Origin of the sequence: Streptomyces sp. SM10 (genome assembly GCF_002910915.1) — a bacterium.
Classification (GTDB): domain Bacteria; phylum Actinomycetota; class Actinomycetes; order Streptomycetales; family Streptomycetaceae; genus Streptomyces.
Window position 1 is genome coordinate 1 of sequence record NZ_NEUF01000018.1, and the last position, 15683, is coordinate 15683.

The 15683-nt window shown below is 70.8% G+C and carries 16 protein-coding genes; 9 read left to right on the forward strand and 7 right to left on the reverse strand.

Annotation, left to right across the window (positions count from 1 at the left end):
• Positions 1 to 19: 19 nt before the first annotated feature.
• Together B9S57_RS00855 and B9S57_RS00860 are read left to right on the forward strand one after the other, a co-directional pair.
• Positions 20 to 700: a lysoplasmalogenase gene (locus B9S57_RS00855; RefSeq protein WP_103513600.1), complete on the forward strand. Its 681-nt coding sequence runs from the start codon at positions 20 to 22 to the stop codon at positions 698 to 700.
• 21 nt (positions 701 to 721) lie between these two features.
• Entirely contained in the window at positions 722 to 1765 is a 1044-nt protein-coding gene (locus tag B9S57_RS00860) for a zinc-dependent alcohol dehydrogenase family protein (protein ID WP_103513601.1), read from the forward strand.
• A 62-nt stretch (positions 1766 to 1827) separates the two neighbouring features.
• Here the strand turns inward: B9S57_RS00860 and B9S57_RS00865 are convergent, their stop codons facing one another.
• Complete coding sequence (locus B9S57_RS00865; protein ID WP_103513602.1) at positions 1828 to 3360, reverse strand: S8 family serine peptidase; 1533 nt, start codon at positions 3358 to 3360, stop codon at positions 1828 to 1830.
• A gap of 312 nt (positions 3361 to 3672) precedes the next feature.
• Here B9S57_RS00865 and B9S57_RS00870 point away from each other — a divergent pair, with 312 nt between their 5' ends.
• The 3 genes from B9S57_RS00870 to moaA all read left to right on the forward strand — a co-directional run bounded on the left by B9S57_RS00870 (position 3673) and on the right by moaA (position 6850).
• Positions 3673 to 4038 carry a DUF485 domain-containing protein gene (locus tag B9S57_RS00870; RefSeq protein ID WP_103513603.1) on the forward strand — a complete coding sequence of 122 codons (366 nt, stop codon included), beginning with the start codon at positions 3673 to 3675 and terminating at the stop codon, positions 4036 to 4038.
• Positions 4035 to 5678, forward strand: a complete 1644-nt coding sequence (locus B9S57_RS00875; RefSeq protein WP_103513604.1) for a cation acetate symporter — start codon at positions 4035 to 4037, stop codon at positions 5676 to 5678. The genes B9S57_RS00870 and B9S57_RS00875 overlap by 4 nt, the downstream gene beginning before the upstream one ends.
• A gap of 182 nt (positions 5679 to 5860) precedes the next feature.
• A complete protein-coding gene (gene moaA, locus B9S57_RS00880) occupies positions 5861 to 6850 on the forward strand; it encodes a GTP 3',8-cyclase MoaA (RefSeq protein WP_103513605.1) in 990 nt (329 codons plus the stop codon).
• Here moaA and B9S57_RS00885 read toward each other — a convergent pair.
• The gene (locus B9S57_RS00885) at positions 6833 to 7081 is read right to left on the reverse strand and encodes a hypothetical protein (protein ID WP_103513606.1); all 249 of its coding nucleotides are present in this window, start codon (positions 7079 to 7081) and stop codon (positions 6833 to 6835) included. The two genes, moaA and B9S57_RS00885, sit on opposite strands and share 18 nt — an antisense overlap.
• Before the next feature lie 218 nt (positions 7082 to 7299).
• Entirely contained in the window at positions 7300 to 7674 is a 375-nt protein-coding gene (locus B9S57_RS00890; protein WP_103513607.1) for a DUF3099 domain-containing protein, read from the reverse strand.
• Positions 7675 to 7886: 212 nt separating this feature from the next.
• On the opposite strand from B9S57_RS00890, the gene B9S57_RS00895 reads away from it, so the two are divergent.
• Positions 7887 to 8171, forward strand: a complete 285-nt coding sequence (locus tag B9S57_RS00895; protein ID WP_103513608.1) for a GlsB/YeaQ/YmgE family stress response membrane protein — start codon at positions 7887 to 7889, stop codon at positions 8169 to 8171.
• A 70-nt stretch (positions 8172 to 8241) separates the two neighbouring features.
• On the opposite strand, the gene tyrS is transcribed toward B9S57_RS00895, so the two are convergent.
• The 3 genes from tyrS to B9S57_RS00910 form a co-directional block, all read right to left on the reverse strand.
• Positions 8242 to 9510: a tyrosine--tRNA ligase gene (gene tyrS, locus B9S57_RS00900; RefSeq protein ID WP_103513609.1), complete on the reverse strand. Its 1269-nt coding sequence runs from the start codon at positions 9508 to 9510 to the stop codon at positions 8242 to 8244.
• Positions 9511 to 9574: 64 nt separating this feature from the next.
• Positions 9575 to 10969, reverse strand: coding sequence for a metallopeptidase TldD-related protein (locus tag B9S57_RS00905; protein ID WP_103513610.1), 1395 nt, complete (start codon positions 10967 to 10969; stop codon positions 9575 to 9577).
• On the reverse strand, positions 10966 to 12489 hold the full coding sequence (locus tag B9S57_RS00910) for a TldD/PmbA family protein (RefSeq protein ID WP_103513611.1): 1524 nt from the start codon (positions 12487 to 12489) through the stop codon (positions 10966 to 10968). Before B9S57_RS00910 ends, B9S57_RS00905 begins: the two co-directional genes overlap by 4 nt.
• Positions 12490 to 12710: 221 nt before the next feature.
• Between B9S57_RS00910 and fabG the strand changes: the two genes are divergently transcribed.
• From fabG to B9S57_RS00925, 3 genes are all read left to right on the forward strand, one after another.
• Entirely contained in the window at positions 12711 to 13430 is a 720-nt protein-coding gene (fabG, locus tag B9S57_RS00915; protein ID WP_103513612.1) for a 3-oxoacyl-[acyl-carrier-protein] reductase, read from the forward strand.
• Positions 13431 to 13435: 5 nt separating this feature from the next.
• Positions 13436 to 14203, forward strand: coding sequence for an enoyl-ACP reductase FabI (gene fabI / locus B9S57_RS00920; protein ID WP_103513613.1), 768 nt, complete (start codon positions 13436 to 13438; stop codon positions 14201 to 14203).
• Positions 14204 to 14370: 167 nt separating this feature from the next.
• On the forward strand, positions 14371 to 14742 hold the full coding sequence (locus B9S57_RS00925) for a hypothetical protein (protein WP_103513614.1): 372 nt from the start codon (positions 14371 to 14373) through the stop codon (positions 14740 to 14742).
• A 105-nt stretch (positions 14743 to 14847) separates the two neighbouring features.
• On the opposite strand, the gene B9S57_RS00930 is transcribed toward B9S57_RS00925, so the two are convergent.
• On the reverse strand, positions 14848 to 15522 hold the full coding sequence (locus B9S57_RS00930) for a FadR/GntR family transcriptional regulator (protein WP_103513615.1): 675 nt from the start codon (positions 15520 to 15522) through the stop codon (positions 14848 to 14850).
• Positions 15523 to 15683 lie beyond the last annotated feature (161 nt).

Here is a 15683-nt window from a genome sequence, read left to right on the forward strand (position 1 = left end):
CCGCCCCCGAGCGCACGGGATGACGCCCCGCGCCGGTGCGCCCCGGCTCGTACGCCCGCTGCTCGCCGCCTTCCTCGCCGTCTGCGCCGTCCACCTCGCAGGGCTCCTGGCCGGGGTGGACGCCGTGCACGTGGCGACCAAGCCGCTGCTGATGCTCCTGCTCGCCGGCCACGCCGCGGCACGTGGCGGCCCCCGGCTGCTGACCGCCGCGCTGCTGTGCGGCTGGGCGGGTGACGTGCTGCTGATGCCCGACGCCGAGCCCGCGTTCCTCGCGGGGATGGGCTTCTTCGCCGTCGGCCACGTCTGCTACCTGGTGCTCTTCGGCCGCGCCCCCCTGCGACCGGTCACCGGCCTCCTGTACGCCGTCGTGCTCGTGGCCTTCGTCGTGCTGCTGTGGCCGGGGCTGCCGGGCGGGCTCCGGCTCCCCCTGACCGGATACAGCCTGCTGCTGACGGCGATGGCGTGGCGGTCAGGCGTCCTCGGCCGGTACGCGGCCGCCGGAGGCGCCCTCTTCCTGCTCTCCGACGCCCTCATCGCCACCGGCATCGCGGAGTGGCCCCAGCTGCCCGCCCACGACTTCTGGATCATGCTGACCTACCTCGCGGCGCAGTACCTGCTCACCCGAGGAGCGCTCGGTTCGCCGGAGAATTCCACCGGCGCCGCCCCCGGGGCGTACCGTGAGGGGAGTATCAGAATCTGAGACGATCGAGGACCCCCACGCATGCGCGCCACAGTCATCCACGCCCCCCACGACATACGCGTCGAGGAGGTGCCCGATGCCACGGTCCAGCAGCCGACCGACGCGGTCGTGCGGGTCCTGCGGGCCTGCATCTGCGGCAGCGACCTGTGGGCCTACCGCGGTGAATCCGCCCGCCGGCCCGGCCAGCGCATCGGCCACGAATTCCTCGGCGTCGTGGAGGAGGCGGGCCCCGGGGTCAACGGATTCGCCGCCGGCGACCTCGTCGTCGCCCCCTTCGTCTGGTCCGACGGCACCTGCACCTACTGCGCCGAAGGGCTCACCACCTCCTGCCCCCAGGGAGGCTTCTGGGGGTCGGTCGGCTCCGACGGCGGCCAGGGCGAGGCCGTCCGCGTCCCGTTCGCCGACGGCACCCTGGTCCGCCTCCCGGCCGCAGCCGCGTCCGACGACCGGCTGCTCACCGCGCTCCTGGCGCTCTCCGACGTCCTGGGCACCGGCCACCACGCCGCTCTCGGCGCGGGCGTGAAGCCCGGCAGCACGGTCGCGGTCGTCGGTGACGGCGCGGTCGGCCTCTGCGGCGTCATGGCGGCCAAGCGGCTCGGCGCCGAGCGGATCATCGCACTGGGCCGTCACCAGGCCCGTACCGACATAGCCCGCGTCTTCGGCGCCACCGACGTCGTGGCCGAGCGCGGCGAGGCGGCTCTCGCGGCCGTGCGGGAGCTGACGCGCGGCGAAGGCACCCACGGGGTGATCGAGGCGGTCGGCACCGAGGAGTCGATGCGCACGGCCATCGGCATCGTCCGTGACGGCGGCTCCGTCGGCTACGTCGGTGTCCCGCACGGCAGCGGCACCGGGGTCGACCTCGACGCCATGTTCGACCGCAACATCGCCCTGCGGGGCGGCGTCGCCCCCGTGCGCACGTACATCCCGGAGCTGCTCCCCGACGTGCTCGACGGCACGATCGACCCGTCGCCGGTCTTCGACCTGTCGGTCGGGATGGACGGCGTGCCGGGCGGTTACAAGGCGATGGACGAGCGCACGGCGCTCAAGGTCCTCATCAAGCCGTAAGTCCCGGCCGTACGACGGGGAGGGCCGGGGAATCCCCGGCCCTCCCCTCGTGCCGGTGAGTCCTACCAGCGGACCGCGTCGAGCGCGTCCACGACCCCGGCTCCGTAGAAGCCGTTGTAGTGCTTGCCGCCCTGGCAGACCGCGTCCACGGTGCCGTCGGCGTCGATGTCGTACGGCGCGCCGCACGCCGTGGCGTCGGCCTGGAGCGTCAGCAGCGCCTTCACCGCGGCCGCCGAGGCGTACGGGTGGGTCGACCTGATCAGGGCCGCGACACCCGCGACGTGCGGGGACGCCATCGACGTACCGGCCTTGTAGCCGTATCCGCCGCCGGGCAGCGTGGACAGGATCAGACCGTTGTCGGCGGGGGCGTCGGGCGCCTGGTAGCGCGTCGAGTCACCGCCAGGGGCGGCCACGTCGATGACCCCGAGACCGTAGTTCGAGTACGAGGACTTGAGGTTCTTCGCCCCCGTCGCGGAGACCGTCACGACACCCGGCAACATGGTCGGGATGTCGGGGCAGGCGCTCGGGTCGACCGTGCGCGTGACCGTCGTCGTGTCGTTGGGGCTCGTCGTGTCCTCGATGGCGTCGAGGGCCAGGTCGTGGTCGGAGTTGCCCGCCGCCGCGACGTTGACGACGCCCTTGCGCTCCGCGTAGCGCGTCGCGCGGGTGACCGCCTCGACCAGGGCGCCCTGGTCCGGGTCGTTCTTGCAGTTGAACAGCCACGGGTCGGTGTAGTAACTGCTGTTCGTCACGTCGACGCCGTGCTCGGCGGCCCAGACGAAGCCGCAGACGACGGCCTCGGTGTAGAAGTAGCCGGCCGGGGTCGACACCTTGATACCGGAGACCTTCACGCCGGGCGCGACACCGGTGACCCCGATGCCGTTCTTCGCCGCGGCTATGGTGCCCGCGACGTGCGTGCCGTGGTCGCTCTCACCGGCCATGGGGCGCCAGGCGCCGTCCGTGGTGTCCGGGGCGCCGGACACACAGTTCACCGAGGCCTTGCGGTCGAAGTTCGGGGCCAGGTCCGGGTGCGTGTCGTCCACACCCGTGTCGATGACGCCGACCGTGACCTTGCTGCTGCCCAGCGACTTCTCGTGCGCCTTGTCCGCCTTGATGGCGGGCAGGTCCCACTGCAAGGGCTCCAGCGGGTCCTGGCCCGCCTCGGCGTCCTCCGACGCCGCCTGCGCCTGCGCGGCGGTGAGCCGCTGCTCGACCCCGATGTCCTTCGTCGCCTGCGGCTCGATCGGAGCGTTGCGGGTGGCGCCCGCCGACTGGACGCCCCGGGCCTTGCGGATCGTCGGGCCGAAGTCCGGGTTCTTCGAGTGGACGACGATGACGCCGATCGTGTCGTACGACGTCACGACCGTTCCGCCGGCCGCGGATATCGCCTTGCGTACCTGCTTGACGGTGCCGTGACCCGCCCGGGTGTTCACGACGTACGACAGCTGGGGGCCGTCCGCGGGAACCGCCGCCGCCGGCTCGTCCGCGGGTGCCGCGGCCGCGGTCCCCGTCGGGAGGAAGCCGAGGGAGGCCGTGAGCGCGAGTCCGACGGGCAGCGTGAGTACGCGAGTCCGTCTGGATGCCAGATGAGCCATGGGTTCTCCACATCATCCGTGCCGTGGGGCCGGACACAGGCGTGTCCGGTCCGGTACATGACCTGTGAAGTTATCGCTGATCTTCCCGGAGCATCAATGAATACGGGCAAGTGAGTTCGAGGTGTGACCTCTGGGAGTCGCGTCCACGGGAGCCGGCGGCAAGAGACCGAACCTGCGGTGAACCGCTTCGTCGCGCTCTCCGTGCCGTTGCACAGGGAGTCGTGCATCCAGCCCCAGCCACCCCCACAACGCAGAGGACTCCCCGTGAAATCCACCGTTCCCACCACCGCACCCGCGTCGCGAGGAGAATCCGTGGCCACCGAAGCACCGCCGCCCCAGACCCCTGAGGACGGCAGCCCCGTCCAGCCCACGACAGAAGCGTTCCTCGAGGCGCAGAACAGCACGGAGTTCGCCGAACTCCGCCGCTCCCACCGCTCCTTCGCCTTCCCGCTGACCGTCGGATTCATTGCCTGGTATCTGCTGTACGTGCTGCTGTCCAGCTACGCCGGCGGCTTCATGAGCAAGATCCTCTTCGCGAACTTCAACGTCGCCTTCGTCTTCGGCCTCGCCCAGTTCGCCACGACGTTCCTCATCGCCTGGTTCTACTCACGCCACGCCACGGACAAGCTCGACCCGCAGGCGGCGGCCATCAAGTCCCGTCTGGAGGCCGACGCATGAGCGCCGCGTACGCATCGCACGCCGTGACCCAGCTCGCCGCGTCGACGTCGTCGACGAGCGAGCACCGGCCGCTGATCATCACCCTGTTCGCGGTCTTCGTCGCGGCGACCCTCGGCATCACCGTCTGGGCCGGCCGTCAGACCAGGAGCGCCTCCGACTTCTACGCCGGCGGGCGGCAGTTCACCGCCTTCCAGAACGGCCTCGCCGTCTCCGGCGACTACATGTCGGCCGCGTCCTTCCTCGGCATCGCCGGCGCCATCGCGCTCTTCGGCTACGACGGCTTCCTCTACTCCATCGGCTTCCTCGTCGCCTGGCTCGTGGCCCTGCTGCTCGTCGCCGAACCACTGCGCAACTCCGGCCGCTACACCATGGGCGACGTCCTCGCCTACCGGATGCGGCAGCGCCCCGTCCGCACCGCCGCCGGTGTCTCCACCATCGTCGTGTCGATCTTCTACCTGCTGGCCCAGATGGCGGGGGCGGGCGTCCTCGTCTCCCTGCTGCTCGGCATCACCAGCGACTCGGGCAAGATCCTCATCGTGGCGCTGGTCGGCGTGCTCATGATCCTCTACGTCACCATCGGAGGCATGAAGGGCACCACCTGGGTGCAGATGGTCAAGGCCGTGCTGCTCATCGCGGGCGCCCTGCTGATGACCCTCATGGTCCTGTGGAAGTTCGACTTCAACGTGTCCGACCTCCTCGGCACCGCCGCCGAGAAGAGCGGCCACGGTGCCGCCTTCCTGGAGCCCGGCCTCAAGTACGGCGTCACCGACGTGTCGAAGCTGGACTTCATCTCGCTCGGCATCGCGCTCGTCCTCGGCACCGCGGGCCTGCCCCACATCCTCATCCGCTTCTACACCGTGCCCACCGCCAAGGCCGCCCGGAAGTCGGTGAACTGGGCCATCGGCATCATCGGCGCCTTCTACCTGATGACGATCGCCCTCGGCTTCGGCGCCGCTGCCCTCATCGGGCCCGAGGAGATCAAGGCCAAGAACCCGGCGGGCAACGCCGCGGCACCCCAGCTCGCCGAGTACCTCGGCGGACTCGGCACCACCGGCGGCGCCGTCATGCTCGCCGTGATCTCCGCCGTCGCCTTCGCCACGATCCTCGCCGTGGTCGCCGGCCTCACCCTCGCCTCCTCGTCGTCCTTCGCCCACGACATCTACGCCAACGTCATCCGCAGGGGGAAGGCCACCGAGAAGGAGGAGATGCGGGCGGCCCGCTGGGCCACCGTCGCGATCGGCGTCGTCTCCATCGGCCTCGGCGCGATGGCCCGCGACCTGAACGTGGCGGGCCTCGTGGCCCTCGCCTTCGCCGTCGCCGCGTCGGCCAACCTGCCGACCATCCTCTACAGCCTGTTCTGGAAGCGCTTCACCACCCAGGGCGCCCTCTGGTCCATCTACGGCGGTCTCGCCTCCTCGGTCCTCCTGGTGCTGTTCTCCCCGGTCGTCTCCGGGAAGGCCAGCTCGATGTTCCCGGACGTGGACTTCGCCTGGTTCCCTCTGGAGAACCCCGGCCTCATCTCCATCCCGCTGGGCTTCCTGCTCGGATGGGTCGGCTCCGTCCTCTCCAAGGAGGAGCCGGACAAGGGCAAGTACGCCGAGCTCGAGGTCAAGTCGCTCACCGGCACCGGAGCCCACTGACCGCCACCGGCACCGGACCGCCCGGCAGCACGCAGCACCCGCCACGGGCCCCGTCGTAGAGACCTACGACGGGGCCCCGCCGCACCTCGTGTCAACCGGGCCCCCCTCGATGTCACCGCTCTCGCGTACTCTCGGAGGAGTCAGACCGCAACCGCGTACATCACCGGGGGAGGGGGCCCACAGTGCTCATCGACACCTACGGCCGGGTCGCCACCGACCTGCGTGTATCACTGACCGACAAGTGCAATCTCCGCTGCACCTACTGCATGCCCGAAGAGGGCCTGCAGTGGCTCTCCAAGACCGACCTGCTCAGCGACGACGAGATCGTCCGGCTCATCCGCATCGCCGTCACGGAGCTCGGCATCACCGAGGTCCGCTTCACCGGCGGCGAGCCTCTGCTGCGCCCCGGCCTCGTCTCCATCGTCGAGCGCTGCGCAGCCCTGGAGCCCCGCCCCAGGATGTCGCTCACGACCAACGGCATCGGACTCAAGCGCACCGCCGCCGCCCTGAAGGCGGCAGGCCTGGACCGGGTGAACGTCTCCCTGGACACACTCCGGCCCGACGTCTTCAAGACGCTCACCCGCCGCGACCGGCACCAGGACGTCCTGGAAGGACTCCAGGCCGCCCGCGAAGCAGGGCTCACCCCGGTCAAGGTCAACTCCGTCCTCATGCCCGGACTCAACGAGGACGAGGCCCCCGAGCTGCTCGCCTGGGCCGTGGAGAACGCCTACGAGCTCCGCTTCATCGAGCAGATGCCGCTCGACGCCCAGCACGGCTGGAAGCGCGACGGCATGATCACGGCAGGTGACATCCTGTCCTCGCTGCGCACCCGCTTCACCCTCACCGAGGAAGGCGACGAGGAGCGCGGCTCCGCCCCGGCCGAGCGATGGACCGTCGACGGCGGACCGCACCGCGTCGGCGTCATCGCCTCCGTGACCAGGCCCTTCTGCCGGGCCTGCGACCGCACCCGGCTCACCGCCGACGGACAGGTCCGCACCTGCCTCTTCGCCCGCGAGGAGACGGACCTGCGCGGAGCGCTGCGCTCCGAGGCCCCCGACGAGGAGATCGCCAGGATCTGGAAGCTCGCGATGTGGGGCAAGAAGGCCGGCTCCGGTCTCGACGACCCCTCGTTCCTCCAGCCCGACCGCCCGATGTCAGCGATCGGCGGCTGAGGACTCCCACTCACCCAGCGGCACGACGTCCTTCAGGAAGCCGCGCACGCCGAGGAACGAGGAGAGATGCTCCCGGTGCTCCTCGCAGGCCAGCCACGTCTTGCGGCGCTCGGGAGTGTGCAGCTTCGGGTTGTTCCAGGCGAGCACCCACACGGCATCGGCGCGGCAGCCCTTGGCGGAACAGACCGGTGCGCCGGTGGCGCTCTCGGCGGAAGTGTCGGGGAAGTTCACGACCTCAACCCTAATGGGCTCCCACTCGGACCCCCGCGACGCATCCCCGCCGGAGAAAGGCGACGCCGAGCAGCCACGGGGGGAGCTGCCCGGCGTCGGTCCGTCGCTCCGACGGGGGATGCGGAGCGCGTACGAAGTATGGCACGGGGCCCGGGGTCCGGTGCACAGGAACGTCGTGATTGATCTGAGCTCTTCCCGAGCTGCGCGGCCCTTCCCGTTCAGTCCGCAGGGCGCGGATCGCCCGCTCGCCCGGCCTCCCCGGGATCCGCGACCGGTTCCGCGGGACCCGCCGTGGGAGCCCCGCCGAGCGCGGGCCGCATCGGCGCCGGCACGAACGTGGACGGCAGCGAAGGAGCGTTCTCACGACCGGCGTTGGCGATGACCACCGAGACGTAGGGGAGCAGAACGCCCAGCGCGAGCGCCACCACCGCCACATGCCTCTCGACGTTCCACAGGGTCGCGGCCAGCACCACGGAGACCGTGCGCACGGACATCGAGATGATGTAACGCCGCTGCCTGCCGCGCACATCGTCGGCAAGCCCCTGCCGGGCACCCGTGATCCGGAAGACCTCCGGGCCGCTCTGCTTCCGCATCGTGATTCCACCACCAGATCTCCGTGCCGGACTTCCCCGGACGACGCCGCTCCTACGGTACGCCCGGCGTCCGCGGCATTCGAGACCGGGGCGAACCCGTCCGTACGGGTCCCGGGCGCGGTCCCACGTACGGCCCTGGCCGGCATGCGGCGTACGTTCCCCGGACACAGACTGGGCGCACGTGCGCACACCGCGCCGCACGAGGAGGCGATATGAGCTGGTTGTGGGCAATCATCGTGGGTCTGGTGCTGGGTGTGATCGCCCGGGCGATCCTCCCGGGCAAGCAGGACATCCCCCTCTGGCTGACGGCGGTGTTCGGCATCCTCGGAAGCATCCTGGGCAACGCCGTCGCGGGCTGGATCGGTGTCAGGGACACCTCCGGCATCGACTGGACCCGCCATGTGCTGCAGCTGATCGGCGCCGTGGCCGTCGTCGGCGTGGGAGACATGCTCTGGCAGTCCCTCAGGGGCAACCGGAACAAGCAGCAGAGAACCTGACCGGTGCCACGCACCACCGCGGCCGGCCACGCTTCGCGCGTGACCGGCCGCGGTGGTGTGCTCGCCGGTGTCAGCCGGCGGCGACCTCGACGGCCGCCAGGTTCTTCTTGCCCCGGCGCAGGACCAGCCAGCGCCCGTGCAGCAGCTCCTCGTGGGCCGGAGCGCTCTCGCCGTCCGTGACCTTCGCGTTGTTCACGTAGGCTCCGCCCTCCTTGACCGTACGGCGGGCGGCCGACTTGCTGGCGGACAGACCGACCTCGACCAGGAGGTCCACCACGGGGCCCAGCTCCGCGACCCGGGCGTGCGGCACCTCGGACAGGGCGGCGGTCAGCGTCGCCTCGTCCAGCTCGCCGAGCTCACCCTGGCCGAACAGTGCCTTCGACGCCGCGATGACCGCGGCGCACTGGGCGCCGCCGTGCACCAGCGTCGTCAGCTCCTCCGCCAGCGAACGCTGCGCCGAACGCGCCTGCGGGCGCTCCTCGGTGAGCTTCTCCAGCTCCTCGAGCTCCTCACGGCTCTTGAAGCTGAGGATGCGCATGTACGTCGAGATGTCCCGGTCGTCCACATTCAGCCAGAACTGGTAGAACGCGTACGGCGTCGTCATCTCCGGATCGAGCCAGACGGCCCCGCTCTCGGACTTGCCGAACTTGGTGCCGTCGGCCTTCACCATCAGAGGCGTCGCCAGCGCGTGCACGGCGGCATCCGGCTCCAGACGGTGGATCAGGTCGATCCCCGCCGTGAGGTTGCCCCACTGGTCGCTGCCGCCCTGCTGCAGCGTGCAGCCGTAGCGCCTGTACAGCTCCAGGAAGTCCATGCCCTGGAGGAGCTGGTAGCTGAACTCCGTGTAGCTGATGCCCTCCTGCGACTCCAGCCGACGGGCCACCGAGTCCTTGGTGAGCATCTTGTTGACCCGGAAGTGCTTGCCGATGTCCCGGAGGAACTCGATCGCGGACATGCCCGCGGTCCAGTCCAGGTTGTTCACCATCGTGGCGGCGTTCGGCCCCTCGAAGGTGAGGAAGGGCTCGATCTGCCCGCGCAGCCGCCGGACCCACGCGGCGATGGTCTCCGGGTCGTTCAGCGTGCGCTCCGCGGTCGGCCGCGGGTCGCCGATCTGGCCGGTGGCCCCCCCGACCAGGGCGAGCGGCTTCAGCCCGGCCTGCTGGAGCCGGCGCATGGTGAGCACCTGCACGAGGTGGCCCACATGCAGACTCGCCGCGGTCGGGTCGAAGCCGCAATAGAAGGTGACCGGGCCGTCCGCGAGAGCCTTGCGCAATGCGTCCTCGTCGGTGGACTGGGCGAACAGCCCGCGCCACTTCAGCTCGTCGACGATGTCCGTCACGGTCGATTCTCTCCTCTGAGGGTCCGACTGGGGTTCGATGGGTTGTCCCGTCAGTCTATGGGCGTCACACGCCACGGCTGACCGAGCTCATGTGAAAGTCCGGGATGCGCAGCGCAGGCATCGCGGCCCTGGTGAAATAGTCGCCCCACTCACGCGGCAGCGTCCTCTCCGTACGGCCCGCCTCCGACGCCCGGGACAGCAGCCCGACCGGCGACTCGTTGAACCGGAAGTTGTTCACCTCGCCGAGGACCTCCCCGTCCTCCACCAGATACACCCCGTCCCGGGTCAGACCGGTCAGCAGCAGGGTCGCCGGATCCACCTCGCGGATGTACCAGAGGCAGGTCAGCAGCAGCGCCCGGCCGGTCGTCGCGGCCACCATCTCCTCCAGGGACCGCTCACCGCCCCCGTCCAGCACGAGGTTGTCCGTCGTGGGGGCCACCGGCAGCTCCGTCAGCTCCGCGGAGTGACGGGTCGTGGTCAGCTTCTCCAGCCGGCCGTCCTTGATCCAGTCGGTCGGGGCCAGCGGCAGTCCGTTGTCGAAGACCGAGGAATCGTCCCCCGACGCGTGCGCGATCACGAAGGGCGCCGACTCCAGCCCCGGAGCGTGCGGATCGCTGCGCAGGGTCAGCGGCAGCCCGGACAGCTGCTCGCCGATCCGCGTACCGCCGCCCGGCCGGGAGAAGACCGTACGGCCCTCCGCGGCGTCCCGGGCACCCGCCGACCAGTACTGGTAGATCAGCAGGTCCGCCACCGCGGTCGGCGGCAGCAGCGTCTCGTACCGCCCGGCCGGCAGCTCGATCCTGCGCTCCGCCCAGCCGAGGCGCTGCGCCAGCTCCGCGTCCATCGCCGCCGGGTCGACGTCCTTGAAGTCCCGGGTGGCCCGGCCCGCCCAGGCGGAGCGGGTCCGGTCGGGGGACTTGGCGTTCAGCTCCAGCGTCCCGTTCGGCTGGTCGTGGCGCAGCCGCAGCCCCGTCGACGTGCCCAGGTACGTCGAGCTCAGCTGGTGGTGGGCGAAGCCGTACAGCTCACGGCCGCCCGAGCGGGCCCGGGCGAAGGCGTCGCCGAGCGCCGGGGCGAAATCCGCGAACACGTCGGAGCCGGTCTCGGCCGGCGGCTGCGTGAAGTCGGCGGACGCCGGGACCCCGGAGACCAGCGACTGCGCGTCCTCGGCCGGCCCGGCGCCGCGCGCGGCGGCCTCGGCGGCCCGCACGAGCGGCTCCAGCTCGTCGGCGGTGACGGCGGACCGGGACACCACCCCGGACGCCGCGCCCTCGGCACCGTCCACGGTCGCGATCACGGTCAGGGTCCGGCCCCGCGCCACCCCGTTCGTGGTGAGCGTGTTACCCGCCCAGCGCAGGTTGGCGGAGGAGCTCTCGTCGGCGATGACCACACAGCCGTCGGCGGTGGACAGCTCCAGTGCGCGCTCGACGATCTCGTGCGGCTTGCTGACGCGGCTCATCGCCCGCCCTCCTGCGTGGTGTTGAGGATGTTCACGCCTCGGAAGAGAGCGGAGGGGCAACCGTGGGAGACGGCCGCGACCTGGCCCGGCTGGGCCTTGCCGCAGTTGAACGCGCCGCCCAGGACATAGGTCTGAGGGCCGCCCACCTTCTCCATCGAGCCCCAGAAGTCGGTGGTCGTCGCCTGGTACGCCACGTCGCGCAGCTGGCCCGCCAGTCTGCCGTTCTCGATCCTGAAGAACCGTTGCCCGGTGAACTGGAAGTTGTAGCGCTGCATGTCGATGGACCACGACCGGTCGCCGACGACGTAGATCCCGCGCTCGACCCCGCCGATGAGGTCCTCCGTGGAGAGCCCGCCCGGGTCGGGCTCCAGCGACACGTTCGCCATGCGCTGCACGGGGACGTGCTCCGGCGAGTCGGCGTACGCGCACCCGTTGGACCGGCCCAGGCCCGTCAGCTTCGCGATCCGGCGGTCCGTCTGGTAGCCCACCAGCGTGCCGTCCTTGACCAGGTCCCAGGACTGCGCCTCGACGCCCTCGTCGTCGTAGCCGACGGTCGCGAGCCCGTGCTCGGCGGTGCGGTCCCCGGTCACGTTCATCACGGGGGAGCCGTACGCCAGCTTCCCCAGCTGGTCGAACGTGGCGAAGGACGTCCCCGCGTACGCCGCCTCGTACCCCAGCGCACGGTCCAGCTCCGTCGCGTGGCCGATGGACTCGTGGATGGTCAGCCACAGATTGGACGGGTCGACGACCAGGTCGTACGTCCCCGCCTCGACGCTCGGCGCCCTCATCTTCTCGGCCAGCAGCCCGGGAATGCGCTCCAGCTCGGCGTCCCAGTCCCAGCCGGTGCCCGTGAGGTACTCCCAGCCCCGTCCCACCGGCGGCGCGATCGTCCGCATCGAGTCGAACTCGCCGGTCGTCCCGTCCACGGCCACCGCGGTCAGCTGCGGATGCACCCGCACCCGCTGCTGGGTGGTGACGGTGCCGGCCGTGTCCGCGTAGAACTTGTTCTCGTGGACCGTCATCAGCGAGGCGTCCACATGCGCCACCCCGTCGGCCGCCAGCAGCCGCGCACTCCACTCGGAGAGCAGCCCGGCCTTCTCCGCGTCCGGTACGTCGAAGGGGTCCCGCTCGTACGACGAGACCCAGGTCCGTTCGCCGTGCACCGGCTCGTCCGCCAGCTCCACGCGTTCGTCGGACCCCGCCGCCGCGATCACCTTCGCGGACAGCTTCGCCATGGCGACGGCCTGCGAGGCGACCTTCGCCGCCGCGTCCATCGTCAGGTCCACCCCGGAGGCGAAACCCCACGCCCCGCCGTGGACCACCCGGACCGCGTACCCGGTGTCGGTGGTGTCCGAGGTCCCCGACGGCCGGGCGTCCCGAAGCCGCCAGGATGCCTCCCGCACCCGCTCGAACCGGAAGTCCGCGTGCGCGGCGCCGAGGGCGCGGGCTCTGGCGAGCGCCGCGTCGGCGAGGGCGCGCAGCGGCAGGGCCAGGAACGACTGATCTACCTCGTGGGCCACGCGGGCCTCCCCTTCTCCACCTCTGAAAATGTCTCCGCAGTGAATCATGGGGGTCGCGGCGTCCCTGTGCCCAGGTTTTACGCTGCAGTGGGCCGGGCCGCACCGTTCTGTAGGGATCCGACAGTCGCGGCACGGCGGCGCTGTCAGAGGACGATTCCTTGGTTCAGGGGTGGTACCGATAGGTTTTCGATGTACCAGACCGCCAAGGAAAGGGTGATCCGTTGAGCCGCTCGGTTCTCGTCACCGGAGGAAACCGGGGCATCGGCCTCGCCATCGCCCGCGCCTTCGCCGACAACGGCGACAAGGTCGCCGTCACCTACCGCTCGGGGGAGCCGCCGCAGGCGCTCACCGAGGCGGGCGTTCTCGCGGTCCGGTGCGACATCACCGATACCGAGCAGGTGGAGCAGGCCTACAAGGAGATCGAGGAGAAGCACGGCCCCGTCGAGGTGCTGGTCGCCAACGCCGGTATCACCAAGGACCAGTTGCTGATGCGGATGTCCGAGGACGACTTCACGTCGGTGCTCGACACCAACCTCACCGGCACCTTCCGCGTCGTCAAGCGGGCCAACCGCGCGATGCTCCGCGCGAAGAAGGGCCGTGTCGTCCTGATCTCCTCCGTCGTCGGTCTCCTCGGCTCGGCCGGACAGGCCAACTACGCGGCGTCCAAGGCGGGCCTGGTCGGCTTCGCCCGGTCGCTGGCCCGTGAGCTCGGCTCGCGGAACATCACGTTCAACGTCGTCGCTCCCGGGTTCGTCGACACCGACATGACCCAGGTGCTCACCGACGAGCAGCGCAAGGGCATCGTGTCCCAGGTGCCGCTCGGCCGCTACGCGCAGCCCGCTGAGATCGCGGCCGCGGTGCGCTTCCTCGCGTCCGACGACGCGTCGTACATCACTGGAGCCGTCATCCCCGTTGACGGCGGATTGGGCATGGGTCACTGATCACCATGAGCGGAATTCTCGACGGCAAGCGCATCCTCGTCACGGGTGTGCTGATGGAGTCGTCCATCGCTTTCCACGCCGCGAAGGTGGCCCAGGAGCAGGGCGCCGAGGTCATCCTGACGGCCTTCCCCCGGCCGACGCTGACCGAGCGGATCGCCAAGAAGCTTCCGAAGCCCGTCAAGGTCCTCGAGCTCGACGTCACCAACGCCGAACACCTCGACCGACTCGCCGGCCTGGTGCGTGAGGAGCTCGGCTCGCTCGACGGTGTCGTCCACTCCATCGGCTTCGCGCCGCAGGACGCGCTCGGCGGCAACTTCCTCAACACCCCCTTCGAGTCGGTCGCCACCGCGATGCACGTGTCGGCGTTCTCGCTGAAGTCGCTCGCCATGGCCTGCAAGCCGCTGATGAGCGAGGGCGGTTCGATCGTCGGTCTCACCTTCGACGCGCAGTTCGCCTGGCCGCAGTACGACTGGATGGGCCCGGCCAAGGCCGCGCTGGAGGCGACCTCCCGCTACCTCGCCCGTGACCTGGGCAAGGACGGCATCCGCTGCAACCTGGTCTCGGCCGGACCGCTCGGCTCGATGGCCGCCAAGTCCATCCCGGGCTTCTCCGAGCTCGCCGAGGTGTGGGACAACCGTGCTCCCCTGGCGTGGGACATGTCGGACCCGGAGCCGGCGGGCCGCGGCATCGTCGCGCTGCTCTCGGACTTCTTCCCGAGGACGACGGGCGAGATCGTCCACGTCGACAGCGGTGTGCACATGATGGGCGCCTGACCTCCCGGACCTGCCACGACGGCCGCGCACCCCGCCCACGGGGTGCGCGGCCGTCGCGTGTTCCCGCCGGGGCGGGGCCGCCCGCCGCTCGAGTCGAAAAGATGGCCGTTCCACCGCAGAATGTGGTGGAACCGGACTTTCGGTCAGGCTGTGGGGAGGAAATCGCCGTGCGCTCCACACGTCGCCGAACCTGGGCCCTGCTCGCAGCGGCCGCCGTCGTCGCGGGGCTCCTGGCCCCGGTGGCCGTGAGCGCGGCCGGCCGGGCGGGGAGCGGGGCGGCGGCGCCGCTCGCCCCGCCACCGGAGCCATCGGGTGCCGAGTGCCGTATGTCGGTCGAGGGGTCCCGGGTGCTCGCGTACTGCCACAACCCCTACCCCACGACCGATCTCGTCCGGCTCCACACCGAGTGCGCGCGCTGGTGGGACGTCGATGCCGACGGCGGCGCGGTCGCGGTGCAGCCGGGGCGGACGGTCAAGCTGGAGGACCGCTGCTGGAAAGAGGTCGGCTCCGCCTGGATCAGCCACTCGGTGGGGTCCTGAGCCCCGGGTCCGTCCCCGCAGCCGCCCGGCCCCGTTCCCGCTGCCCTCCAGGGCCTCTCGTTCGGATCATGCCGGGCTCGCGGGGCCTGATCCACACGAAAGACCCTAGGCCCGCTCCCTCAGGCAGCTCAGCGCATGGTCGGCGGCCTCCGCCGCGGCCGTGTCCGCGTCACCCGCCCGGATCGCCTCGACGAGCCGCGCGTGGTCCATGAGCCCCTCCGGTCCCAGCTCCGGGCCGACGTCGTCGCGCAGGTAGTCGCGGAGCAGGTCGTTCAGGTCGGCGTAGAGCTCCGTGAGCACGTCGTTGTGCGAGGCGGCGACCACGGCGAGGTGCAGCGTCGCGTCGGCGGCCACGAAGGCCTCCGCGTCCCCGGAGGCCCAGACGGCCTCCCGCCGCGCCATCAGCGTATCCAGCTGCCGCAGATCCCGGTCCGTGCGCCGCAGGGCCGCGAGCCGGGCCGCCGAGGACTCCAGCGTGGAGCGCAGTTCGGCGACGTGCCGGGGATCGGCGTCCGCGAACCGGCGGTGCATCACACCCGCCAGCTCGCTGGTCGCCACCACGTAGGTGCCGGAGCCCTGGCGGATGTCCAGGAGTCCGTTGTGCGCCAGGGCGCGCACGGCCTCGCGCACCGTGTTGCGGGCGACCCCCAGTTGTTCGACCAGCTCGGGCTCGGTGGGGATCCGTGAGCCGACCGGCCACTCGCCCGCGGTGATCTGGTTCCTCAGCTGGGCAATCACCTGGTCGGCGAGAGCCGAACGCCGCGTGGACGTCAGCGCCATGGTGCTCCTTGCTCGTGTTCCGGATGGGGGTGTGTCCGGGAGGTGCGGGCCCGTCGGATCGTCTCCCCGATTGTCTCAGGGGGAGGGCGTGAGTGGACAGTCAATCATCCCATGATTCTATGATGGGTCTCATGCGTCACGACGAGACCCCGACCCTGAGC